At 65.8% G+C, this 20,754-nt stretch carries 23 protein-coding genes; 11 read left to right on the plus strand and 12 right to left on the minus strand.

The genetic code is table 11. The annotated features are described in order from the left end of the window. The first annotated feature begins 143 nt into the window (after positions 1-143). Complete coding sequence (locus A3M7_RS48230; RefSeq protein ID WP_156936809.1) at positions 144-317, plus strand: hypothetical protein; 174 nt, start codon at positions 144-146, stop codon at positions 315-317. A gap of 73 nt (positions 318-390) precedes the next feature. Then, a complete protein-coding gene (locus A3M7_RS0103330; protein ID WP_027542649.1) occupies positions 391-1,149 on the plus strand; it encodes a sulfite exporter TauE/SafE family protein in 759 nt (252 codons plus the stop codon). 126 nt (positions 1,150-1,275) lie between these two features. Here A3M7_RS0103330 and A3M7_RS0103335 read toward each other — a convergent pair whose 3' ends face one another. Next, positions 1,276-2,352, minus strand: a complete 1,077-nt coding sequence (locus A3M7_RS0103335) for a methyl-accepting chemotaxis protein (RefSeq protein ID WP_027542650.1) — start codon at positions 2,350-2,352, stop codon at positions 1,276-1,278. Between the two features lie 287 nt (positions 2,353-2,639). On the opposite strand from A3M7_RS0103335, the gene recJ reads away from it, so the two are divergent. The 3 genes from recJ (at position 2,640) to A3M7_RS0103350 (ending at position 6,227) form a co-directional block, all read left to right on the plus strand. Then, positions 2,640-4,481, plus strand: coding sequence for a single-stranded-DNA-specific exonuclease RecJ (gene recJ / locus A3M7_RS0103340; protein WP_027542651.1), 1,842 nt, complete (start codon positions 2,640-2,642; stop codon positions 4,479-4,481). A 30-nt stretch (positions 4,482-4,511) separates the two neighbouring features. Beyond that, entirely contained in the window at positions 4,512-5,321 is an 810-nt protein-coding gene (locus A3M7_RS0103345) for an SDR family NAD(P)-dependent oxidoreductase (RefSeq protein ID WP_027542652.1), read from the plus strand. Between the two features lie 108 nt (positions 5,322-5,429). Beyond that, positions 5,430-6,227: an aldolase gene (locus tag A3M7_RS0103350; protein ID WP_027542653.1), complete on the plus strand. Its 798-nt coding sequence runs from the start codon at positions 5,430-5,432 to the stop codon at positions 6,225-6,227. A 133-nt stretch (positions 6,228-6,360) separates the two neighbouring features. Here A3M7_RS0103350 and A3M7_RS0103355 read toward each other — a convergent pair whose 3' ends face one another. Continuing rightward, the gene (locus A3M7_RS0103355; RefSeq protein ID WP_027542654.1) at positions 6,361-7,590 is read right to left on the minus strand and encodes a lytic murein transglycosylase; all 1,230 of its coding nucleotides are present in this window, start codon (positions 7,588-7,590) and stop codon (positions 6,361-6,363) included. A 199-nt stretch (positions 7,591-7,789) separates the two neighbouring features. On the opposite strand from A3M7_RS0103355, the gene A3M7_RS49455 reads away from it, so the two are divergent. Continuing rightward, entirely contained in the window at positions 7,790-7,960 is a 171-nt protein-coding gene (locus A3M7_RS49455) for a hypothetical protein (RefSeq protein ID WP_198033688.1), read from the plus strand. An 18-nt stretch (positions 7,961-7,978) separates the two neighbouring features. Here A3M7_RS49455 and A3M7_RS0103365 read toward each other — a convergent pair whose 3' ends face one another. Further along, the gene (locus A3M7_RS0103365; RefSeq protein ID WP_027542655.1) at positions 7,979-8,509 is read right to left on the minus strand and encodes a MarR family winged helix-turn-helix transcriptional regulator; all 531 of its coding nucleotides are present in this window, start codon (positions 8,507-8,509) and stop codon (positions 7,979-7,981) included. Between the two features lie 54 nt (positions 8,510-8,563). Between A3M7_RS0103365 and A3M7_RS0103370 the strand changes: the two genes are divergently transcribed. After that, positions 8,564-9,043 (plus strand): carboxymuconolactone decarboxylase family protein, encoded by a 480-nt coding sequence (locus A3M7_RS0103370; protein ID WP_027542656.1) that lies wholly within the window; start codon positions 8,564-8,566, stop codon positions 9,041-9,043. A gap of 29 nt (positions 9,044-9,072) precedes the next feature. Then, positions 9,073-9,576, plus strand: a complete 504-nt coding sequence (locus A3M7_RS0103375) for a cupin domain-containing protein (protein ID WP_027542657.1) — start codon at positions 9,073-9,075, stop codon at positions 9,574-9,576. Positions 9,577-9,690: 114 nt separating this feature from the next. On the opposite strand, the gene A3M7_RS0103380 is transcribed toward A3M7_RS0103375, so the two are convergent. The 3 genes from A3M7_RS0103380 to efp all read right to left on the minus strand — a co-directional run bounded on the left by A3M7_RS0103380 (position 9,691) and on the right by efp (position 12,982). After that, positions 9,691-10,599, minus strand: a complete 909-nt coding sequence (locus tag A3M7_RS0103380) for an amino acid ABC transporter substrate-binding protein (protein ID WP_027542658.1) — start codon at positions 10,597-10,599, stop codon at positions 9,691-9,693. Between the two features lie 169 nt (positions 10,600-10,768). After that, positions 10,769-12,370 carry a peptidoglycan DD-metalloendopeptidase family protein gene (locus A3M7_RS0103385; RefSeq protein WP_027542659.1) on the minus strand — a complete coding sequence of 534 codons (1,602 nt, stop codon included), beginning with the start codon at positions 12,368-12,370 and terminating at the stop codon, positions 10,769-10,771. A 45-nt stretch (positions 12,371-12,415) separates the two neighbouring features. Next, positions 12,416-12,982, minus strand: coding sequence for an elongation factor P (gene efp, locus A3M7_RS0103390; protein WP_011087158.1), 567 nt, complete (start codon positions 12,980-12,982; stop codon positions 12,416-12,418). A 162-nt stretch (positions 12,983-13,144) separates the two neighbouring features. Here efp and epmA point away from each other — a divergent pair, with 162 nt between their 5' ends. The 3 genes from epmA to A3M7_RS0103405 are packed head-to-tail and all read left to right on the plus strand — an operon-like array spanning position 13,145 to position 15,602. Then, on the plus strand, positions 13,145-14,191 hold the full coding sequence (gene epmA / locus A3M7_RS0103395) for an EF-P lysine aminoacylase EpmA (protein WP_156936810.1): 1,047 nt from the start codon (positions 13,145-13,147) through the stop codon (positions 14,189-14,191). A 15-nt stretch (positions 14,192-14,206) separates the two neighbouring features. Then, a complete protein-coding gene (locus tag A3M7_RS0103400) occupies positions 14,207-15,301 on the plus strand; it encodes a lysine-2,3-aminomutase-like protein (RefSeq protein ID WP_027542660.1) in 1,095 nt (364 codons plus the stop codon). A 43-nt stretch (positions 15,302-15,344) separates the two neighbouring features. Then, positions 15,345-15,602: a hypothetical protein gene (locus A3M7_RS0103405; RefSeq protein ID WP_027542661.1), complete on the plus strand. Its 258-nt coding sequence runs from the start codon at positions 15,345-15,347 to the stop codon at positions 15,600-15,602. Between the two features lie 56 nt (positions 15,603-15,658). Here A3M7_RS0103405 and A3M7_RS0103410 read toward each other — a convergent pair whose 3' ends face one another. The 6 genes from A3M7_RS0103410 to A3M7_RS0103435 all read right to left on the minus strand — a co-directional run bounded on the left by A3M7_RS0103410 (position 15,659) and on the right by A3M7_RS0103435 (position 20,693). Then, on the minus strand, positions 15,659-16,744 hold the full coding sequence (locus A3M7_RS0103410; protein ID WP_027542662.1) for a 3-deoxy-7-phosphoheptulonate synthase: 1,086 nt from the start codon (positions 16,742-16,744) through the stop codon (positions 15,659-15,661). Positions 16,745-16,976: 232 nt separating this feature from the next. Continuing rightward, positions 16,977-17,555, minus strand: coding sequence for an HdeD family acid-resistance protein (locus tag A3M7_RS0103415; protein WP_027542663.1), 579 nt, complete (start codon positions 17,553-17,555; stop codon positions 16,977-16,979). 69 nt (positions 17,556-17,624) lie between these two features. Further along, positions 17,625-18,665: a PrsW family glutamic-type intramembrane protease gene (locus tag A3M7_RS0103420; protein WP_027542664.1), complete on the minus strand. Its 1,041-nt coding sequence runs from the start codon at positions 18,663-18,665 to the stop codon at positions 17,625-17,627. Positions 18,666-18,991: 326 nt separating this feature from the next. Further along, positions 18,992-19,147, minus strand: coding sequence for a hypothetical protein (locus A3M7_RS49460; protein ID WP_198033689.1), 156 nt, complete (start codon positions 19,145-19,147; stop codon positions 18,992-18,994). A 138-nt stretch (positions 19,148-19,285) separates the two neighbouring features. Next, positions 19,286-19,543 (minus strand): hypothetical protein, encoded by a 258-nt coding sequence (locus A3M7_RS49465; protein ID WP_027542665.1) that lies wholly within the window; start codon positions 19,541-19,543, stop codon positions 19,286-19,288. A gap of 136 nt (positions 19,544-19,679) precedes the next feature. Further along, a complete protein-coding gene (locus A3M7_RS0103435) occupies positions 19,680-20,693 on the minus strand; it encodes an acyl-CoA desaturase (RefSeq protein ID WP_084301560.1) in 1,014 nt (337 codons plus the stop codon). Positions 20,694-20,754: the final 61 nt, after the last annotated feature.

Genomic DNA, 20,754 nt, shown 5'->3' on the forward strand with positions numbered 1-20,754 from the left:
GAGGCGGCGCGCGCCAAGCCGCGAGGCAGAATTGCACCGAGATCAATGTTCTTATTGTACTCAGAATTGCACCGGTTCATATTGCGGGGCATCGATCAAAATGCACCGAGAGGGGGGCGCGCCCGACAAAGCGGAGCAACAGAATGGGTATGAATTATCTTGATGTGTTTCTGGCATTCCTCGGAATGACCTTTGGCCTGCCTTCAGTGCTGCCCGGCCTCTTTTTCCAGCGGAAGGCCGAGCCGCCTCGGACCTCGCAAGTGACGTCGATCGACGCCGGCGCCACAACAACCGATGACGACGTCACGGCGATCTGAGCCGAATCTCGCCCGCGATGTTTCGGCGTGACGCGAGCCGAGGTGCGAGCGTGACGGTCATGGAGATGCGCAGATGGATTTGACGGTCGCTACAGTGATCATCGCCTTTTCCGGCGTCTTCCTGATCTGCTTCATGAAGGGCGCATTCGGCGGCGGCTTCTCCATCGTCGGCATTCCGTTGCTGTCGTGCGTGATGGATCCGGTCACGGCGGGCGGCCTGCTCGCGCCGCTCTTCATCGCTATGGACCTGTTCGCGCTACGCTACTGGAAGCCCTCGACATGGTCGAAGCCGGACCTGGTGCTGCTGTTGCCCGGGCTCGTGATCGGCATTGCCCTCGGCTATCTCTTGTTCCGTGTCTTGGACCATCGCGCCGTCGCGATCGTGATGGCGGTCGTGACGTTGAGCTTTGTTGGCATATGGCTCGTGAGTGATCCGAAGGTGGTCATTCGTCCGCGCTCCCCACCGAAGGCGGTTGCTGCCGGTCTTGCTTCGGGTGTCACGACCATGGTCGCGCACTCCGGCGGACCGCCCCTGGCGATGTACCTCCTGCCGCTTGGCCTCAGCAAGGAGGTCTACGCGGGAACGACGAGCCTGTTCTTCACCGTCGGCAACGCGATCAAGGCGGTACCTTGGCTGTTGCTCGCGCGGCCGGCGGGCAACGTCTGGATCGTGATGGCGGCGTGCCTCTTTGCTATTCCCAGCGGCGTCTGGCTCGGCTGGCGGCTGCACGGAAAGCTGGACCAGCGGCAGATCTACCAAGCGTGCCATGGCTTGCTGGCCGTGACGGCGTTGAAGCTGTTGTGGGATGGAGTGTCTGGTTATCTCGGATAGGCTGTAAGTTGCGCCGCATCATGGCAAAGCGCTTTGACGCGCGCAAAACACCAGCGAACACAACCCTCCGGCTACTGTGCATGGGGTTGTTTTCGCGGTTTTTGATCGGGCAGGCGGATCCTGGCCTCAGGCCCCGCAGACGATCAAGCCGTACCAGCCGAGCCCCCGATAGGTCTCGTAGCCCGGCGTCGCATGGAACGCGACCATCGTGCCGGAGCGGTCCTGATAGAAGCCGGAGCGCTGGCCGTTCAGCGACAGCGAGATGCGCTCGCTCAGAATGCCCTGGCCGTCGGAGGCCGCGATGACGCGGAAATTGGAGTCGACCAGCAGCACGCGGGCCTTGTCGCCGTCGCCGACGCGCACGCCCTGGACGATGGCGCGGGCCTGCGGCTCCCAGTCGAAATGGATGGCGAGCACGCCGATCGGCGCGCCGTCGGCCTGGCCACCGGCGCGGACGCTGGCGCAATAGGTCGCGACCTGCGCGTTGCCGAGCAGCGGCTGGTTCTCGACGTCGCCGGCGACATAGTCGTCGCCGGAGCGCAAGGTCCTGGCTTCGCGAAACCATTTGGTGTGGGCGACGTTCTGGCCGACGACGCGAAAGCGGTCGGCACGGCCGTTGGCGATGACGTTGCCGTCGAGGTCGCAGAGCCAGAGGTCGAGATAGACGGTGTAGGCGCCGAGGATGACGCCGAGGCGCTGCGAGGCATAGGTGACCGCGGCCGGAGCAGGCGAGGCGGCGCAATCGACCACGGCGGAGTCGGTCGCCCACCAACGTACGTCGCAGGTGCGTTCATAGAGGTTGCGGTCGATCAGTTCGACCGCATTGAGCGACAAATCGACCATGCGCTCGCCGCGCGAGCGCTGGCTCATGCGGTCGATCGAGGCGACGAGATCGCCGGTGCGTTTCGTCAGCTGGGTCTCGAGCTCGCGCGCGATAGTCTCGACCTGCTGGCCGACGCCGCGCACCTCCTGCGCCACCACCGCGAAGCCCGCGCCTTGCGCGCCGGCGCGCGAGCTCTCGATCAGCGCGTTCAGCGCCAGCATCTTCATCTGGTTGGTGATCTGCTGGATCGCCTTGGTCTTGTCGACCGCGATCTGGTTGACCTCCGCGGTGAGGCGGTTGATCAGCGCGGAAATGTCGGAATCGTCGTCAGCGGGTTCGGCGGCAATCGGCTTGGCTTTCAGACCCAGCGCAGCAGACATCGGGGACTTCCCTTGGCAATGAGGCCTGATCTGCAATGAACCCGGAACAATCGCTTACAGATCGAATACGATTCTTTTTCGAAGATTCCGCCTAACGCCTGCTTAATTTGCTGTTCGACGGAATGCCCAAATGATAGTCACTCCGGCCTGTCGGCCGGCCATCCACCGCTTTGTGCGGCCCGGCCGTTGCAAATTGCCGGGGTTTCCCGGCCAATCCCCTTAAGCCAGTGACCGGGCGCCTAGCGTGATCGCCCGAACCTCGAGTTCCCAACAGACAGCCGCTCGTCATGACGCCGCCCGCCACCGCCTTGCCCGTCGAAGCGCCCCAGGCGTTCCTGGGGGTGACGCGCTCGCTCACCGACAAGCTCTGGCGCGACCGGCTGGATGCGCGTGGGGCGGCCCAGGCGCTCGCCATCGTGCAGCGGCACCAGTTGCCGGAACTGCTGGCGCGGGTGCTGGCGGGGCGCGGGGTCGATATCGACACTGTGCCCGACTTCCTCGACCCGACCATCCGAAAGCTGCTGCCGGACCCCTTCACGGTGACGGAGATGGAGGCAGCCTCCAAGCGGATCGCGGATGCGGCACAGAAGGGCGAGAAGGTTGCGATCTTCGGCGACTACGACGTTGACGGCGCGACCTCGGCGGCGCTGCTGGCCTGGCACCTGCGCCATTGCGGGCTTGATCCGCTGATCCACATCCCCGACCGCATTTTCGAGGGCTACGGCCCGAACGTCGAAGCCGTTCGGGGGCTGGCGGCGAAGGGCGCCACGCTGCTCGTCACCGTCGATTGCGGCACCACCAGCATTGAGCCGCTGGCTGAGGCCAAGCGCCTCGGCATGTCCGTGGTCGTGATCGATCATCATCAGGCCGGCACGGAGTTGCCCGAGGTCGATGCACTGGTCAATCCGAACCGGCTCGACGATCTCTCCGGCCTTGGCCATCTCGCCGCGGTCGGCCTCGTGCTGGTGACGCTGGTCGCGGTCAATCGCGAATTGCGCCAACGCGGCTTCTGGACCTCCGAGATGCCCGAGCCTGATCTCTTGGGCATGCTGCATCACGTCGCGCTCGGCACGGTCGCCGATGTCGCGCCGCTGATCGGACTCAACCGCGCCTTCGTCGCCAAGGGGCTGATCGCGATGCGGCGGCGCGACCATGTCGGCCACACCGCGCTGATGGATGTGGCGCGGCTCAACGGCCCGCCGGAGGCCTGGCATCTCGGCTTCATGCTGGGGCCGCGCGTCAATGCCGGCGGCCGCATCGGCCGTGCCGATCTCGGCGTGCGGCTCTTGCTCGAAGGCGACAGCGTCGAAGCCGCGCGGATCGCCGCCGAGCTCGATCGCCTCAACACCGAACGTCGCGTCATCGAGCAGGCCGCCGAAGCACAGGCCGAGGCCGAGGCGCTGGCCTCGATCGGGCTGGAGGACAAGCTCGGCGTCATCGTCACGGCGTCCGAAGGCTGGCACCCCGGTGTGGTCGGCCTTGTCGCCTCCCGCTTGAAGGAGAAGTTTTCGCGGCCGGCCTTTGCCATCGCGCTCGAGCCCGGCGGCATCGGCACCGGCTCGGGCCGCTCGATCGCCGGCGTCGACATCGGCAAGGCGGTGCGGCAGGCGGTCACCGACGGCATCCTGCTCAAAGGCGGCGGCCACGCGATGGCCGCGGGCGTGACGCTGCGCAAGGAGAAGCTCGCCGAATTCCGCGCCTATCTCGAAAATGCGCTGGCGCGCGACGTCGCCGCGGCGCGTCACGTCAACGAGCTCTATATCGACGGTGCGGTCTCCGCGCGCGCGGTGACGACGGAGCTTGCGACCACGCTCAACCGCGCAGGGCCCTTTGGCAGCGGCAATCCGGAAGCGGTGCTGGCGCTGCCGGCGCACCAGCTCGTCTATGCCGATGAGGTCGGCCAGGCGCATCTGCGTTTGCGCTTCAAGTCCGGCGACGGCGCCATCGTCAACGGCATCGCGTTCCGTTCGGTCGGACAAAAGCTCGGCAATGCGCTGGTCGCCAATCGCGGCCAGCAACTGCACGTCGCGGGATCGTTGTCGGTCGACCGTTACCAGGGCGCCGAGCGCGTGCAGTTCCGCGTCATCGACGTTGCGCTACCGGACCAGGGGCCGTCCGTGATTAAGTAGCGGCCTCAAAAAACAAGAAAGGGAGTGAACATGGCAGGGCAGGTTGAGGGCAAGGTCGCGCTGGTGACGGGCGGCGCCTCCGGCATCGGCGAGGCGATCGTCGAGCTGTTTGCGCGCGAGGGCGCAACCGTCATTGCAACCGACATCGACGAGCTGCGCGGTCCCGAGCTCGCCAAGCGCATCACCAAGGCCGGCGGCACGGCGATCTTTCTGGAGCAGGACGTCACCAGCGAGGAGCGTTGGATCGAGATCGTCGCCGAGATCGCGAAGCGCTACGGCCGGCTCGACGTGCTCGTCGCCAACGCCGGCATCGGCATTGCCGTGCCCTCGATCGTCGACATGACGCTCGGTGACTGGCGCAAGCAGAACGCGATCAATCTCGACGGCGTGTTTCTCTCCGTCAAGCATTGCCTGCCCTTGATGCGCAAGACCGGCGGCGGCTCGATCGTCATGATGTCCTCGCTGGCGGGCCTGCGCGGCTCGCCGGGGCTGTCGGCCTATTCGGCCACCAAGGGCGGCGTGCGGCTGTTTGCGAAATCGATCGCGATGGAGTGCGCGGCTGTGGGCGACGGCATTCGCGTCAACTCCGTTCATCCCGGCATCATCGACACCCCGATCTGGGGCAAGATCCCGACGGGGGCGACCGGCAACCAGGGCAACGCGCCGATCGATCCGGACGAACGGGCCCGGGTCGTCACGCCGCTCGGCCGCGCCGGGCAGGCTGCGGAGATTGCCTCTGGCGTGCTGTATCTGGCGTCAGATGCCTCGCGCTACGTCACCGGCAGCGAGCTCGTGATCGACGGCGGCATGAACGCCGGCGGCGTGCCGCGGCGGCAATAGGCCGCCGCGCGGGCTGCGAAGGGCAGGGTGGCGCCCGCGGGGGCTGACGCGCAGGCGCCGGACCTGTAGAAGGCGAGGAGCTTCCGACCGACAGGGGTTTCCTTCGCCATGGCGCACAGCCTTCACTCTTCGTCATCCACGCCAGCGCCATTTCGCTCGAACCGGCCGGACCTTGCCACCGACGCGATCCGCACCGCGCGCGAGGACCTCGCCGCCTGCTTCCGCATGGCCGCGCGCAACGGCTTTGAGGAGGGCATCTGCAACCATTTCTCGGCCGTCGTGCCGGGCCATGATGATCTGTTCCTGGTCAACCCCTACGGCTACGCCTTCCGCGAGCTGACCGCGTCAAAGCTGCTGATCTGCGACTTCCACGGCAACGTGCTCGACGGCGAGGGCGTGCCCGAGGCGACGGCGTTCTACATCCACGCCGAGATGCACAAGCGCCTGCCGCGCGCAAAGGTCGCCTTCCATACCCACATGCCCTACGCCACGGCGCTGTCGATGACCGAGGGCGATCCCCTGATCTGGGCCGGGCAGACCGCGCTGAAATTCTACGGCCGCACCGCGGTCGACCGCGACTATAACGGCCTTGCGCTCGACAACCGCGAAGGTGCGCGGATCGCGTCCGCCGTCGGCGATGCCGACATCGTCTTCATGAAGCATCACGGCGTGATGGTGCTGGCGCCGACCATCGCGGAAGCCTGGGACGATCTCTATTATCTCGAACGCGCCGCCGAGGTGCAGGTGCTGGCGATGTCGACGGGGCGCAAGGTGCTGGCCGTCGATCCCGCGATTGCGGCCGAGACCTACAAGCAGATGCGCGAGGGCGATTCCGAATCCGCGCGGTTGCATCTGGCCGCGGTTCGCAGGCAGCTTGATGCTGAGGAGCCGCAGTACAGGCACTGACCCCAACCGCCGTCATTCCGGGGCGCGCGAAGCGCGAGCCCGGAATCCATCGCGCAGCAATCCAGGCGGACAAATGGATTCCGGGCTCGCGCCAAGTGGCGCGCCCCGGAATGACAAAGTGAGAGAGCGGGCGCTACGACCCCTGCCGCAGCCTCGCCAGCACCTTCAGCCCGCCATAGCCGTCCGCCGGCGTAATCCCCGCGCGCTGCTGGAAATCCTTGATCGCCTTCATCGTGTCGTTGCCGACGCGGCCGTCGGTGCCGCCGGTGTCGAACCCGGCCTTGGTCAGCCGCGTCTGCATCTCCTGCACCTCGGCGAGCGTCAACGCGCGTTCGGAACCGGGGAAGGGCTGGATGAAAGGCGGCGCGCCGAGGCAGCGGTCGCCGAGATGGCAGATCGCCAGCGCATAGTTCATCGAGGGGTTGTAGCTCTTCACTGAGTAGAAATTCGGCCCGAGCAAAAAGGTCGGTCCGCCCGCGACCGGCGTCCACATCTGTGCGGTCGCGGAGGCTTGCGGAAACGGCTGGCCGTCGGCGCGGGTGACGCCGGCCGCCTGCCATGCCGCATAGGTGCGGTTGCCGCTCATGTCGCCTGATGCGCGCACCTCGTAGCCCCAATGCTCGCCGCGGTGCCACTTGCCGCGATTGACGAGGTACTTTGCCGTCGAGCCCAGCGCGTCGTCGGGCTTGCCGAATGGCGAGACCTTGCCGTCGCCGTCATAGTCGATGCCGACGTTGAGCCAGACTTCCGGCATCCATTGCGAATGCCCCATCGCGCCGGCCCAGGAGCCCTTCATCTCCTCCGGCGTGCTCCAGCCCTTGTCGACGATGCGCAGCGCGTTGATCAGCTCGGTCTCCCAATAGGCCTTGCGGCGCGGCTCGTTCCAGGCGAGCGCGGCGAGCGAGGGAAACACCGGCGTCATGTGGTTCTGCTGCACCAGCGGATCGCCATAGGCGGACTCGACGCCCCACAGCGCCAGCAGCGTGCCGCGCTCGACGCCGAAGTCGCGCTCGATGCGCGCGAGCAGGGCCTCGTTGTTCTTCAGCGCGATCTTCCCGTTGATGATGCGCCAGTCGGAGACGCGGCGGTTGATGTATTGCCAGACCTGCTCGTGGAATTCGGGCTGGTTGCGCATCTGCTTGAACACGCTCATGTCAGGCTCGACCCGTGCCATCGCGCGTTGCCAGGTCGCGGCCGAAATGCCCTTCGCCATCGCGCGTGCGCGAAAAGACTCGCGCCACTCGTCGAAGCCCGGCGGCGCGGCGAGCGTCCGTGTCGGCAATGCCAGCAAGGCTGCCGCGCCGAGCGTGGATTTCAGCAAGGTACGGCGCGTGTGATTGGCCGAGGAATCAGGTTGTTTCATGGGCGCAGTCTAGCGGGAAACATGGCGCCTGTGAGCCGGTCCCTGGAACGTAGGGAACAGGCAACCTGCCGCACGGCCCGATGGCGAAGTTAAGAAAGTGTTGAAGGGCGGGTGGGGCCAAGCACACGAAAGCGCCATTCCCCGATTTTTTGCTCAGCCGCTTTACGGTCGGTTCGCTCTTGTCCTGCAAAATCCCCGTATGCGGGAGCTGTTCGACATCATCCGTGCCAATCCCTGGCCGTTCGGCGCAGGGCTGTTCGTCGTGATCCTGATGATCATCGCGGAAAACTTTGGCCGCGGCATTCAGGGCGACGGCGCCGTCGGCGACTTCTCGGATGCCGATGGCGGCGACGGAGGCTGCGGCGACTAGGGCTAGTCCCGGCGCGGTCTAGTCGTCCTGCAAATCGGCCGCGATTCCGGCGAGCCAGCGCCGGACCGAGGTTTCCGCCTTGCTATCCAGATTCCGGGCGAGGCGCTTCTCCAGCGCAATCACCCGCTCCCGGCACGCCTTCAACAGCGTCGCGCCGCGCGGCGTCAGCGTCCATTGCTGGATGCGGCCATGGACGGGATGGGGCGTCATTGCAATCGCGCCGTCGCGTTCGAGGTTGCGAATGATGACGCCCACCGTCTGCGGCGTGAGGAAGGTGAGGCGGGCGACGTCGGCGCCCGACAGGCCCGGATAGGCGTTGAGCATCGTCAGCACGGCAAATTGCGGCGAGGTCACGCCGAGATCGGCGAGTGTCCGTTCCATCGTCAGGCGGACCGCGGCATGGGCCTGGCGCAGCAGGTAGCCAAGATAGCCTTCCTCGCCGCGTTTGCCCTCCCCTGGGGCGGGCACGCGAACGGCACCGCCGTCGGAAGCGGCGGGGGCCTTCCGCGGGCCTTTCGATCTTGTGAGGTCAGCGGCCTTGCGCGTCATATAAGAGCTCTTATACAATATAAGCACTCTTACAATAACACGAGGTGCACGGCAATGTCACACGCCCGCAGCGAATACGAGGATTTCAAGCGGATCGCGCCCGATGCCTATGATCTGGTGCTGGCGCTCGGACAGCTTGCGGCCAAGGCCGGCCTGGACAAGCAGTTGCTCGAGCTGGTCAAGTTGCGCGCCTCGCAGATCAACGGCTGCGCCTTCTGCGTCCAGCATCACATCCTGCTCTCGGAGCGGCTCGGCGTGCCCATGGACAAACTCCATCTGGTCGCGGTCTGGCGCGAGGCACCGATCTACTCAGCGCGCGAGCGTGCGGCATTGGCCTGGACCGAAGCACTGACGCTGCTGCCGAACGGCTTCGGCGATGAGGTCTATGCCGAGGTGCAGCGCGAATTCTCCGAGACCGAGCTGATGTACCTGACCTCGGCTGTCGCCTCGATCAACGTCTGGAACCGGTTTGGTGCGGCCTATCGCTGGACGCCGGCGAAGCGGCCGGTCGCGACGAATGCCGCGGCATCCTGATTGCCATTAGGGAACAAGGGGAGGTTGTCATGACAGCAATGAGTTTGGCCACCACGCAACGCCCGGTGCCGTCGCGGTCAATGGCGCTGGCCGTTGTCGGCGGGCTCGCCTGCGCACTCGCGATCGGCAAGGCGCTACCGCTGACGATGGAGACCGTGTCAGGCGCGCTCGCGCCGCTCTGCGCGACGGCCGCGGAGAGTTCGCCGCTCGACAAGGTCGAGCCGATCGGCTCCTACGCGTTGCCGAACGTGCCGGGCAAGCGCGTGACCATCGTGCGCGTCTTCTACGGACCCGGCGGATTTACGCGGCCGCATCGCCACGCAGGCTCGGTGACGGCCTACATCACCAAGGGCGAGATCCGCTCCCAGCTCGGCGGCGGCCCGGTCGAGACGTTTGGCGTCGGCCAGTCCTTCTTCGAACCGCCCGGCGCGACGCATCTGGTGTCGGCGAATGCCAGCGCCACGGAGCCGGCGGAATTGATCGCGGTGTTCGTGGCGGACGAGGGCGCGCAGCTGACGACGTTTCTGGATTAGTTCTTAGTTCGTAGCCCGGGTGAGCGAAGCGACACCCGGGAACAGTCGTCGTGAGAATCCCGGATGTCGCTTCGCTCACCCGGGCTACGCAATTGGGGTGGCTCTGCGATCTCGTCAACCCCCGTACGACGCCGGATCGGGATTGTCGGACGGGTGCTCGAACGACTTCTTCATCGACACCGGCATCGGCACGTGGAAGTTCAGGCCGCGCGGCGGCACCGGTTCCATGAACCATTTGTTGTAGATCTTCTCGATCTCCGGGCTCTTGTAGAGTTTTGCAGTCGCGCGATCGACCACCGCCTTGAACGCCGTATCGTCCTTGCGCAGCATGATACCGTAGGGCTCGGGATCGGAAAAGGCGCCGGAGCTGATCGCGTAAAGCGACGGGTCCTTCGATGAAGCGATCATGGCCGCAAGCTGGATGTCGTCCATGACGAAGGCCTCGGCGCGGTCGGTCTCGACCATCAGGAAGGCCTCGGGGACGTCCTTTGCATTCATGACGGTGATGCCGAGCGAGCGGGCGGCGTTGGCCTTGTTGAGCTGGGTGATGTTGGTGGTGCCCGAGACCGAGACGACGGCCTTGCCCTTGAGGTCGTCGACCTGGTCGAGCTTCGAAGCCTTCTTCGACACGAAGCGGCTCGCCGTGAGGAAATGCGTGTTGGTGAACCACACCTGCTTCTGGCGGTCGGCGTTGTTGGTGGTCGAGCCGCATTCGAGGTCGATGGTGCCGTTCGCCATCAGCGGAATGCGGTTGGACGACGTCACGAGGTTCTCGTTGACCGCGAGCTTGTCCAGCTTCAGCTCGGCCTTGATCTCCTCGACGATCTTCATGCAGATGTCGATGGCGTAGCCGACGGTCTTCTGCTTCTCGTCGATATAGCTGAAGGGCACGGCACTGTCGCGCACCCCGAGCGTGATCGCGCCGGTGTCCTTGATCTTCTTCAGCGTACCGGTCAATTCCTGCGCGTGAGCCGGCACGGCGAATGCGACGGCCGCAAGGACCGCCGCGGTGAGACAACGCATGTGCTTCCCTTTCCCCAGTTTGCTTGCCGGAAGCCAAGCAATTCTGGGGCCAGAGAAGGTCAGGCCGTTCGGAGAGGCCCGGACGCCGATCCGGACAAGCCTCGTGCGCCGAAAGGGGGCGTGATGGGATCGTCGTCGAGGCGCGCCGAGCGGTGAGGCGCGAGCTGCCTCAATTATCCTCGCTGCTCGAGCCCTCGCGCGGGTCCGGCTTGATCACATCCTCGGGCAGCGCATGTGCCACGGGCTGGGGCGTGCCCGCGATCTCCGGGCCGACTTCGCGGCCGCGGGCGCGGATCAGGCGTTCATAGGCGGAGACCAGCGTGACGTAGGGGCTGACCCAGATCCAGCCGTCGCGGGTGAACACCTGGACGTCGAAATGCAGGTGCATCGACGTGCCGGCGGGATGATCGAGATAGTTCGAGACCACGCCGATCTTCTCGCCCTCGGTCACCATCCGGCCGTTGAGCAAACCGTCGGCGTTCATCGCCTGCGGGTTCATGTGCATGTAGCGGAAGCGCATGTGCTCGGTGCGGCTGTTGATCTCGAGCGTCGCGGCCTGGTCCTTGGAAGCGCGGATCACGATGGCGTCGCGTACGGCGACGACGGCGCGCTGCTTGGGATCGCAGGGGGCGCGGCCCTCGCCGGGCGGCGGGCACTCGGCGGCGCGGATGTCCTCGCCCTGGTGGCCGTAACCGCCGCCGCATTGCCAGACTTCGAAGCTGCGGGACTCGCAGAAATTGTCGCGCCAGGGATAGGCAGTCGGACCGTCGTTCTTGTCGCGCTTGCCGTAGGACTGCGAGCGCACGAAAGCGGGTGCCTTCTCCAGCGGGAAGCGGATCTGCGCATAGGCCATCACGTCCGGATGGCCGCTCTTGTTGCGGTAGCCGCTGTTCGGGATGATGTCGCCGCTCGGCCGGTAGCTGAAATCGGCCGAACGCCCTGAGGGACGATCGATGATGTCGGAGGCAACGTCCATCAACGGCCGCATGCGCTGGCCGCCGGCGACGCGCAGCGCCTTCAGGAAACGTTCGGCAACCGGATAGGCTTCCTTGCAGGCGAGCCGCCGCGGCTTTGCGACGCTGTCCAGGCACTGGATCGACACCACATAGGCAACGCCGAAGCGGGTGAAGGCGTAGCGCACATAGCCTTCCCGGATGAACCTGCGCAGGTCCGGATAGAGGGCCGCAAGCGGTTTGACCGGCTCGCCCTTGCCGCCGGCGGGATCGGCGATGTCATAGAGCAGCGCAGAGCCCGTGATCTGCACCTCGACGGGTCTTGCGTAGACACGCGTCGGCATGCCGTCACCGGCGCCGGGCTCGAGCGAGAAGCTGGCGCTGTATCCGGCGGGGCCGGCGTCGAACATGTCGACGGGGTTGAAATCGGCCTGATAGCGCGACAGCGACAGGCTCGGCGGCGCGCCGTTGCGCTGGGCCTCGCGATAGGCGCCGGCGTCGAACGGCAGCAGCACGGGCACGGAGCTGCGGGCAATGCCGGTGAAGAATTGCGAGGAGATTGCGTTGAGCTGCACGAGCGCCGGCATCGCGCGCGGATCGTAGCGCGGCACGGAACGGCGGGGCACGAAGATGAAATCGTCCGCGGCCCGGGGGTGGCTGTTGATCTCGGTGCGGAGCTGGTCGAGCGCTGCGCGCCAATCGACGCGCAGGGCCGTGAGCGAGGGGCTGCGGAATTCATCCGCAGCCAGCGGAGCGGCAACGAGGAGCGAAAGCGACGCCAGAACACGCGAGACGAAGCGGAACCACTTCCTATCCACTGTCTCGCCCCCCGGCGGTACCTGTTCCGATCCTCGATCCCTGGCTTAGTCCTTGGCGCGCTCGGAGTAGGAGCCGTCCTCGGTCATCACCACGATGCGGGTTCCGACGGCGATGTGCGGCGGCACGGTGGTGCGGATGCCGTTGGAGAGCACCGCGGGCTTGTAGGACGACGAGGCGGTCTGGCCCTTGGTCACCGGCTCGGTCTCGACCACTTCCAGCGTCACGCGCTGCGGCAGCGCGAGCGAGACCACGTTGACGTCGTGGGTCGACAGCTTGACGGTCATGTCCGGTTGAAGATACGCGGCCGCGTCGCCGACCACGTCCTTGGAAACCTGGACCTGATCGTAGGTCTCGGGGTTCATGAAGTGGTAGCCGTCGCCGTCTTCATACAGGAAGGTGAAGTTACGCTCTTCGATCGTCGCCTTTTCGACCTGGTCGGTGGTCTTGTAGCGCTCGGAGATCTTTACCCCGTCCGAGATTCGGCGCATTTCGATCTGGCTGACCGGGGTGCCCTTGCCGGGATGGATGTTCTCGGCGCTCACGACGACATAGAGCTTGCCGTCTTGCTCGATCACGTTGCCCTTGCGAATAGAACTGGCGATGACTCTCAAAGCTGTATTTCCTGCTTGCTTGGCCCGGCTCGGGCCAGGACGTGGTCAAATTGATGGGGGACTTGGGGCCTCAAATCAGACCTCGGCGCCCGTTTCGGGCCGCAACATACTGATTTTGCCGTTGGATGCCAGCACTTTGCTGATGGTTGGGGTGGTCGGTTAATGGCTGGGGACAAGCCGATTTCGCCGTTCTGGTCGCCTGAGCGGCACCTCGACCGGCGGCCGTTCCTCCAGGCGAGGGGAGCCGTGACCGGGGCTTTACGGGGGTTTTTCGCCGAGCAGGGCTTCATGGAGGTCGAAACCTCCGTTCTTCAGGTCTCCCCGGGCAATGAGACCCATCTGCACGCCCCCCGAACCGAGATCGTGCGGCCCGACGGCAGCCGGGCCAGCCGCTATTTGCGGACCTCCCCGGAATTTGCCTGCAAGAAGCTGCTGGCGGCCGGCGAGCCCCGAATCTTCGAGTTCGCCCGGGTGTTCCGTGACCGCGAGCGCGGCGACCTGCATCTGCCCGAATTCACCATGCTGGAATGGTACCGGGCCGGTGCGCCCTATGACGCCATCATGGCCGACACCGTCGTGGTCATCGCCCGCGCGGCGCAGGCGACCGGGATCGGGACCTTCTCCTTCCGCGGCCGGACCGCCGACCCCTTTGCCGAGCCGGAGCTCCTGACGGTCGCAGGCGCCTTCGAACGGTTCGCCGGCATCGATCTGCTGTCGACAATCTCGGGCGATGAGGGTAACCGTGCCGCGCTCGCCCAAATGGCCGCCGGCAAGGTCCGGGTGGCCGGGGACGACACCTGGTCCGACATCTTCAGCAAGGTTCTGGTCGAGCATGTCGAGCCGCATCTGGGGCAGGGGCGTTTGACCATTCTGTTCGAATACCCATCTCCAGAGGCGGCATTGGCGCGCGTGAAGGCCGGCGATCCCAGGGTCGCCGAACGGTTCGAGGTCTATGCCTGCGGCGTCGAACTCGCCAACGGTTTTGGCGAACTGACCGACGCCGAAGAGCAGCGACGGCGCTTCACGGAATCGATGGCGGAGAAGCAGCGTCGCTACGGCGAGGCCTATCCGCTGGACGAGGACTTTCTGGCCGCGGTCGCCGCAATGCCGGAGGCGAGCGGCGTCGCGCTCGGCTTCGACCGGCTGGTGATGCTGGCCAGCGGCGCAACACGGATTGATCAGGTGGTGTGGACGCCCCCCTGCAAATGAAACGCCAAGTGAGACATGACGAAGACCAATCTTGCACGCACCTTGCGTGAGCCGGCCGAGCTCGTGGCCGAGCACCTCGCGCCTGCCGCGGCCCTACCGGCACTGGAGCGCGTTGCCGCGCGCTATGCGGTCGCGATCACGCCGGCGCTGGTCGAGCTGATCGACACGTCCGATCCCGACGATCCCATCGCCCGCCAATTCGTGCCGACCGCCGCGGAGCTCGAGATGCAGCCGGGCGAGAGCGCCGATCCGATCGGGGATCACCCGCACTCGCCGGTGCCCGGCATCGTGCATCGCTATCCCGATCGCGTGCTGTTCAAGCTCGTTCACGTCTGCGCGGTCTATTGCCGCTTCTGCTTCCGCCGCGAGATGGTCGGACCCGGCAAGGACAACGCGCTCTCGGACAGCGCTTATCGTGCTGCCATTGATTACATCCGCGCGCACGACGAGATCTGGGAGGTGATCCTGACCGGCGGCGATCCCCTGATGCTGTCGCCGCGCCGCATGAACGAGATCATGGCCGATCTCGCCGGCATCGATCACGTCAAGATCATCCGCCTTCACACCCGCGTGCCCGTCGCCGACCCCGCGCGCGTCAGCGACGAGATGGTCGCAGCGCTGAAGGTCGCGGGCGCGACCACCTGGGTTGCGCTGCATGCCAACCACGCACGCGAGCTCACGGAAGGCGCCCGCGCCGCCTGCGCGCGGCTCGTCGATGCCGGGATTCCCATGGTCAGCCAGTCCGTGCTCTTGCGCGGCGTCAATGACAGCGTCACGGCCTTGTCGGATTTGATGCGAGCTTTCGTCGAATGCCGGATCAAGCCGTACTATCTGCATCACGGCGATCTCGCACCGGGCACCGCGCATCTGCGCACCACGCTGGCGGAGGGGCAGGAGCTGATGCGGCAGCTGCGCGGACGGGTGTCAGGACTGTGTCAGCCTGAATACGTCATCGATATTCCCGGGGGCGCCGGCAAGTCGCCGGTGGGGCCGAACTATGTGTTGGCGGCACAAAATACCGCACCCGATGCACGTGAAGCGGCGACGGAAACGCGCTATCGTATCGTGGACTATTGCGGTGACGTTCATCTCTATCCGCCCGAGACGTGAGTGGTGACGGAGTGGACGCCGGTTTGAGCATGGAGGAACGGAAATGAAGAGGATCATCGTGGCCGTGTCGCTCGTGGTCTTGCTCGGCGGCGCGGCAGTCGCGCAGACCGGCAGCAAGGGATCGACCACCACCACGTCGGGACCGTCGGCGGGCAATTTGCCGCCTGCACCCGTCGGTCATCGGCAGCCGCGCGCCGGCGACGTGCCGAACGAGAAGAATTTGAGCGACCCGAACGATCCCCTCAGCAAGGAAAACCAGGCGCTCGACAAGAAGATCAAGAGCATCTGCCGCGGCTGCTAGGCCGCGTCGGTGCGGGCAGGGCGCGACAGCTCGCCCCGCCCGCGTTTGCTTTGGCCTTACGCCGAGCGCTCGTGCAGCCCCGCGCGCGCGGCGTTGCGCCGGATCTCGACCGCATCGGCGAGCTGCTCGAGCACGGTTGCCGTGGTCGCCCAGTCGATACAGCCGTCGGTGATGCTCTGGCCGTAGGTGAGCGGCTTGCCCGGAACCACGTCCTGGCGGCCGGCGACGAGATTGCTCTCGATCATCACACCCATGATGCGGTTCTCGCCGCCGGAGATCTGGCCGGCAATGTCGGCCATGACCAGCGGCTGGTTTTCCGGCTTCTTGCTCGAATTGGCATGGCTCGCATCCACCATCACCAGCGGCGCGACGCCGGATTTCGCCAGCTCGTTGCAGGCCGCCGCAACGCTTGCCGCATCGTAGTTCGGCGTGCTGCCGCCGCGCAGGATGATGTGGCAGTCCTCGTTGCCCGCGGTCGAGGCGATCGCCGAGCGGCCGAGCTTGGTCACCGCCATGAAATGATGCGGGTGCGAGGCCGACTTCACCGCGTCCGCCGCGATCCGCACGTTGCCGTCGGTGCCGTTCTTGAAGCCGACCGGGCAGGACAGGCCAGAGGCCAGCTCGCGATGGATCTGGCTCTCGGTCGTGCGCGCGCCGATCGCGGCCCAGGACACGAGGTCGGCGATGTATTGCGGCGTCGTCATGTCCAGGAATTCGGCGCCGGCCGGGAGGCCGAGATTGTTCACTGCCGACAGCACGTTGCGCGCCAGCCGCAGGCCCTTGTTGATGTCGAAGCTGCCGTCGAGATCGGGGTCGTTGATCAGGCCCTTCCAGCCGACAGTGGTGCGCGGCTTCTCGAAATAGACCCGCATCACGATCTCGAGCTGGTCGGCGAGGTCTTCGCGTAGGGCGGCGAGGCGCTCGGCATAGTCGAGCGCGGCCTTGGGATCATGTACCGAGCAGGGGCCGACCACGACCAGCAGACGGTCGTCCTGGCCGGTGAGGATGGCGTGGATGGCGTTGCGCGCCGCCATCACCACACGCGTTGCGGTGAGCGTGCGCGGGACCTCCCGCATCACCTCATCCGGCGTGCTCAGCTCTTTCAGTTCGCGGATACGAAGATCGTCGGTCGTGCTCAGCACGGCGGGCTCCTGTTTGTTTGAACCTGCCGGCCAATAAAAAAGCCGCCAGGTCTGGCGGCTGTTCGGACGTTTGCTTCAATATTTCAGATTGAGCGCGATCCTCCTGCCGCCAGCGAGCTGTCGTAGCTAAAGTACCAAAAATAGCTGGTGACGAGGGTGATCATGGAAGGCCATATAGCGTGCCATTGGCGGGTTGTCACCCCCCAAAACGGCACAGGCGCGACGAGGCGTCTCAGGTGTTGCTGTCGCGTGCCGCCAGCGCCATGCCGATCAGGGTGGCGCCGCCGAACAGCAGGTTGATACCGACGAGCACGCCGATCGCCCATTCCGCGGAGCTCGGCAGCCCCGTGATCACCATGAACGAGATCGCGATGTCGACGAGGCCCGAGATCAGGAGCCACGACCAGCGGCCGCTCAGCTCGCGGCGGTGCTCGAGTGCGTACATGATGGTGGCGACGCCCTCGGCGAGAAAATAGGCGCCGAGCACGATGGTCAACGTCAGCACGGCCTGCATCGGCCGCGCCAGCAGCAGCATGCCGGCAAGCACGGCCAGCGCGGCCGAGATCAGCGACCACCAGAAGCCCGGCGTGCTGCGCGCCCAGTAGGTCACGATCAGCCCGCCAATGCCGCTGATCAAGAACATCCAGCCGAGGAAGATCGCGATGGCAAGGCTTGCGAGCGGCGGCAGGATCAGTGCGGCGACGCCGAGGACGGCGAGCAGGATGCCCTCGAACAGGAAGGCCTTCCAATGCGCCTTCACCGTCCGGCTCACCGCGGATTGCAGCCGTGAAAGATCCTCAGGCGATGGCATCGGCAGGCTCCAGGTCGAAAGATGCGTGCTCAATCTAGTATGCGCACGCCGCACTTGCCATCCCGCGGTTCAGCCGCCGCCGTGCGCTGACGAAAAACCTTCGCCGCTGGTGCGAACGCGGTTGCGGCCGAGAATGTAGATCGCGATCGTGACGATCAGGAGCGCGAGGCCGAGCAGGATCGAGACGAAGCCGATCGGGATCAGGGCCAGCGTCAGATTGCGCTCGGGGTTGATCAGCCAGTGATGGATCGAGGTCAGCACGAAGGCGAGGCCGAGGAAGCCGACGCCGCCGCCGGCGAGCAGCAGCGCCCACATCCGGCGCAGCTGGCTGAGCCGCTCCCGCGCGACATCGGTCCGCGGCGCGTGATGGCGCGCGACCCGCCGCACCAGGCGGATGGCGAAGGCGATCGAGCTGAAGCCGATCAGGAGGCTCGCGGCGCCCAGCCACATCCGCAGCGTCGGGTCCAGATCCGGCATGCGCTGGAGGGTCAGCAGTGGGAAGTCGAAGGCCGAATGCAGCGCGAGCGGGCCGGCGAAGATCAGCAGGCGGCTGGAGAGACGAGCCCAGTCGCGATGGTGCCGGTTCGCGCCCAGCGCCGTGCCGGCACGCGCGATCGTCAGGTAAGCGCCGGCGATGATGCCGAGCGCGCCGTGGAACGGCACGGTGAGGACGCTGCGCAAGGCGGCCAGCGAGCGCCACATCTCGGCATGCTGGACGAGGTAGGCGAGGTTCTCGTAGGCGGCGAAGCCGAGGCCGACCGCGGCACCATAGACCACGGTGTCCATCGGATTGGCGAAGGTCCGCCGCTTGGTCGAGGAGACCAGCACGATGGCGACCACCTTGACGGCTTCCTCGGGCAGCGCGACGCCGAAGATCGAATGCATGGCCAGCGCCGCCCAGGGATTGTCGGGGGCCGCGACCATCTTGGCGAAGGGGGCGCGGGCGAGGCCCAACAGGGAGATGCTGGCCGCGCCGAGCAGGAACGCCGTCCAGACCTGGGCCGGTGGCCCCGGGCGCTCTTCGGCGGCAATGACAAGCCACAGCATCAGCAGCGCCGGGGCGATGGCAGCAGTTCCGATAACGGTGGGTAATGCTTCAATCAGATACATTGGCGCCGAAAATAGGTTCCCTTGATCCGCTTATCTACAATTACCGCTGCGACCATGTGTCATGCGCTTGCTGTCGCCTTGCTTAACGCGCGTGATAGCTCCCGTTCATCCGCACCGCCGCAGGGATCGAATGCAAGTACCATCAATTGCCTGTCGGGTGTGTCGGTCATGGGTGGTTGCAATCGCACGTCCGGGATCGAGCTGCGATTGGTAAGTCAAATCAAGGAAATGCCCAGGTTTCTTCGATTCACGATGCACGTCTCCGACGGCGGGTCCGGCAGCCGGCGTTGCGTTCCGCAGGGACAACGCGCGGCCGGGTCGATGGCCTAGTCATGCTTCCTTGTGCGCCGGCGGGGCGATGTGGCGGTACGGCGCGCCCGCACCTGCTCCAGCTGCCAGAAGACGCGCACGAGGCACGAGCCCAGGCAGAACACGACCAGCAGCAGCAGGAAGGCTTGATCGACGGCGGCGACATGCATCATGGCGATTGTTAAGCAACGTGCATGCCATGCGTTCCCGCAATGGCCTTCGCTCGCTGCAGCCGCGCCTTCCACCAAGCGCTGCTTTCGGGGGCTCGAATCGGCGCGTGGCGGCAGGGCGGTCGGGGCCGCTTGCAGCCTTCAGTGCGTCGTGAGCGGCAGCGGCTCCTCGGGGGCGATGTCGAAGGCGCCGAGGTGAAATTCCTCGCCGGTGGGCTCGTCCGGCTCGGCGTGCTGCGCGAGCAGCGTGAACGCGGCCTGCGGGTATCGCTGCCAGATCTCGAGATCGCCGGCGGTGATGGTGAGCCAGCCGAACGTGTAGATGTAGCGTCCGGGCTCGGTAACCCGGCCGACCCTGTCCCAGGTAATTTTATCGACTGTGATCTTGTCGACTGCCATTCGGTCCCCCCGATCGCAAGTCTGCAAATGAGGTCTGGCGCGAGGCACAGACCCTCAAAAGCTGATCCCGCAATGGGGCCGCGATAGGGCAGCGATGCGGAGGCAAGACGGCCGGAGGACGGCCGCCGCCTGCCGGTCAGCGCGTCGTCGTGGCTGCCTGCGCTTCCGCTTCGGACGCCAGCTCCAGCTGGCGGTGCGAGGCGTGGAAGACGTCGTGGACGAGGCCGATCTTCTCCATGCCCAAGATGATCAGGCCGTTGAGATCGATCTCCCACCAGGCGTGCGAGAGATAGGCGTCCCGCGGGAAGCGGTGATGGTTGTTGTGCAGGCCCTCGCCGAAGGTGAGGATCGTGGTCACGAACTCGTTGGTCGAGGCGTCGTCGACCTCGAAGCGGCGATAGCCGTAGGCGTGACAGACCGAGCCGGTGAGCTGGCTGACGAGGATCAGGAGATAGGCGCGGAGCAGGCCGGAGAACAGCACGCAGCCGATCATGGCGTGCAGGCCGCCGAAAACGTAGCCGATGACGCCGGGGATGAACACGGCCGACATCCCGTACCAGACCCAGCGCGTCCGCACGAAGAACATCGCGATCGGATCGGCCAGGATGTCCTTGGCATAGTATTCGTTGTCGGTGGTCGCCTGGTCGAACACCCAGCTGCCCTGGGCGTGCAGGAGGCCCTTGAACGCGCTGACATAGCGGTTGCCGAAGCCGTCGAATTGCGGGCTGTGGGGATCGCCGACGTCGTCGGCGTAGAGGTGATGGCGACGGTGGTTGGCGACCCATTTGGCGATCGAGCCCTGCACCGCCATCTGGGCAATAGCGCAGAAGAAGACGCGCATGATCGGGCCGGTGCGGAAGCTGCGATGAACGAACAGGCGGTGCATGCCGGCGCCGATGCCGAATGTCGTCAGCGCGAACATCCAGGCAAACGTAAACAGCTCCACCTTGCCGATGCCCTGCGTGACGGCCCAGATGATGCCCGCGACCGCGCCGACATAGAGAATGCCGAGGAGGAGATAGCTTTCGCGCAGCTTGGCTTTGACGAGCGGTCCCTCGGTCACGACACCGGGGGGAAGCTGCGGCTTGGCGGCGGTGGGCGCGCTCGGAGTGGTCTCTGCCTGGACGAACTCAGCGTCAGCGATAGTCATTCGGGACTTCCAAATAGGCTAGGCCCGCAATGATTGCGGACGGACTGGGTCACACCCTATC

The sequence above is a fragment of the Bradyrhizobium sp. WSM2254 genome, assembly GCF_000472645.1.
Taxonomy (GTDB): Bacteria; Pseudomonadota; Alphaproteobacteria; order Rhizobiales; family Xanthobacteraceae; genus Bradyrhizobium; species Bradyrhizobium niftali.

Bases quoted from the DNA above. Each gene is read 5' to 3' on its own strand.
- A3M7_RS48230 (WP_156936809.1), top strand. From the start codon at position 144: ATGGGTATGAATTATCTTGATGTGTTTCTGGCATTCCTCGGAATGACC.
- A3M7_RS0103415 (WP_027542663.1), bottom strand. From the start codon at position 17,555: ATGCCATCGCCTGAGGATCTTTCACGGCTGCAATCCGCGGTGAGCCGG.
- A3M7_RS0103330 (WP_027542649.1), top strand. From the start codon at position 391: ATGGATTTGACGGTCGCTACAGTGATCATCGCCTTTTCCGGCGTCTTC.
- A3M7_RS0103375 (WP_027542657.1), top strand. From the start codon at position 9,073: ATGACAGCAATGAGTTTGGCCACCACGCAACGCCCGGTGCCGTCGCGG.
- A3M7_RS0103335 (WP_027542650.1), bottom strand. From the start codon at position 2,352: ATGTCTGCTGCGCTGGGTCTGAAAGCCAAGCCGATTGCCGCCGAACCC.
- A3M7_RS49455 (WP_198033688.1), top strand. From the start codon at position 7,790: ATGCGGGAGCTGTTCGACATCATCCGTGCCAATCCCTGGCCGTTCGGC.
- recJ (WP_027542651.1), top strand. From the start codon at position 2,640: ATGACGCCGCCCGCCACCGCCTTGCCCGTCGAAGCGCCCCAGGCGTTC.
- A3M7_RS0103380 (WP_027542658.1), bottom strand. From the start codon at position 10,599: ATGCGTTGTCTCACCGCGGCGGTCCTTGCGGCCGTCGCATTCGCCGTG.
- A3M7_RS0103370 (WP_027542656.1), top strand. From the start codon at position 8,564: ATGTCACACGCCCGCAGCGAATACGAGGATTTCAAGCGGATCGCGCCC.
- A3M7_RS0103365 (WP_027542655.1), bottom strand. From the start codon at position 8,509: ATGACGCGCAAGGCCGCTGACCTCACAAGATCGAAAGGCCCGCGGAAG.
- A3M7_RS0103435 (WP_084301560.1), bottom strand. From the start codon at position 20,693: ATGACTATCGCTGACGCTGAGTTCGTCCAGGCAGAGACCACTCCGAGC.
- A3M7_RS49465 (WP_027542665.1), bottom strand. From the start codon at position 19,543: ATGGCAGTCGACAAGATCACAGTCGATAAAATTACCTGGGACAGGGTC.
- A3M7_RS0103400 (WP_027542660.1), top strand. From the start codon at position 14,207: ATGACGAAGACCAATCTTGCACGCACCTTGCGTGAGCCGGCCGAGCTC.
- A3M7_RS0103350 (WP_027542653.1), top strand. From the start codon at position 5,430: ATGGCGCACAGCCTTCACTCTTCGTCATCCACGCCAGCGCCATTTCGC.
- epmA (WP_156936810.1), top strand. From the start codon at position 13,145: ATGGCTGGGGACAAGCCGATTTCGCCGTTCTGGTCGCCTGAGCGGCAC.
- A3M7_RS0103405 (WP_027542661.1), top strand. From the start codon at position 15,345: ATGAAGAGGATCATCGTGGCCGTGTCGCTCGTGGTCTTGCTCGGCGGC.
- A3M7_RS0103345 (WP_027542652.1), top strand. From the start codon at position 4,512: ATGGCAGGGCAGGTTGAGGGCAAGGTCGCGCTGGTGACGGGCGGCGCC.
- A3M7_RS0103355 (WP_027542654.1), bottom strand. From the start codon at position 7,590: ATGAAACAACCTGATTCCTCGGCCAATCACACGCGCCGTACCTTGCTG.
- A3M7_RS0103420 (WP_027542664.1), bottom strand. From the start codon at position 18,665: ATGTATCTGATTGAAGCATTACCCACCGTTATCGGAACTGCTGCCATC.
- A3M7_RS49460 (WP_198033689.1), bottom strand. From the start codon at position 19,147: ATGATGCATGTCGCCGCCGTCGATCAAGCCTTCCTGCTGCTGCTGGTC.